1 protein-coding gene is annotated in these 1,151 nt (G+C 41.8%); it reads right to left on the bottom strand.

What is annotated here, in order from left to right; genetic code table 11:
• Positions 1 to 5: 5 nt before the first annotated feature.
• Positions 6 to 1,142 (bottom strand): ISAs1 family transposase, encoded by a 1,137-nt coding sequence (locus ABMY41_RS21790; RefSeq protein WP_349276269.1) that lies wholly within the window; start codon positions 1,140 to 1,142, stop codon positions 6 to 8.
• Positions 1,143 to 1,151 lie beyond the last annotated feature (9 nt).

Here is a 1,151-nt window from a genome sequence, read left to right on the forward strand (position 1 = left end):
CACGGCTAGCGCATTTTAATCCCAGACTCTAACAGGGTTGAGCGGTAATCATCGTCTAGCCCTGCCATTTTCTTTTTCCTCGCCATACTAGCTGACTTAGATGTATCTTGTTTAAAAAGCGCCATGGCTATCTTTCGCATTACATTAAACATTAATGGCCCTTGAAGTTTGCGTATTCTCGATTCATCTTCTCTGAAGTTCATATCAAGCATCCAATGCATGCTTTCAACCTGCCAGTGACTGCGTACCGCATTGAGTGCTTGCGCTGCATCTAAGTCTAATGAACTTATATACCAGCGTGTTTCAGTGGTATCCGACCCTGCCGACTTATCATGAACTTCAGCCCTGACCTTAATAATACTCGTTAAGCCATGCCAACGATAATCCTTGCCTAACCAGCTTTTATCTATAAGTAACTGCTGGCATGTACGTGTTTCAACACGCCCATGTCCTGAGCTTATTTCGGTATATTCATCACAATTATGCTGAGTTAACCTTTCACGCTCGCACTTGTGCCACCACGCTTCTAGTTCCTTTTGCATGCCTGAATGATTTCCTTTAAGTGCAAGAATATAATCTGCTTTTTGTTGGATGACTTGTTTTGCTATTTCTTGTTGGCATCCCATCGCATCTAACGTAATGATACTGTTTTCAATATCGAGCAGGGTGAGTAATTCTGGTATCGCGGTGATTTCATTTGTTTTATTATCAACAGCCGTCTGTCCAAGCACTAACTGGTGTTGGCAACTCCATGCACTGACCGTGTGTAAGGCACTTTTTCTGTCTTTTGTGGTAAATGAACGCCGTGCGGTTTTGCCATCAATAGCGATGATATCTGCACCTGTGGTTTCAATCAGTGATGATATCCAAGATTGAAATGCCCTTTCTATTTCATTTGCTTTTAACCGACACATGACACGCGCAATCGTGTCATGTTTTGGAATTCCTGCGTTGAACGTGCCGTATTTTTTTAACCAATCAAGTTTTAGGTGCCCAAAGTCTTCAATATCTTCCCATCCTTCTGCACCAGAGAGCACAGCGCTAATAGCAAGGAGAAGAATATCGATAAGTTCATGCTTTTTACAACGTTCAATGCGAGGATCTGTAATTGAATTAAAATGTTTCAGAAAAGTAGTGCTCATATTTATGCG

It is taken from the genome of Pseudoalteromonas sp. BZA4, assembly GCF_040104395.1.
Taxonomy (GTDB): domain Bacteria; phylum Pseudomonadota; class Gammaproteobacteria; order Enterobacterales; family Alteromonadaceae; genus Pseudoalteromonas.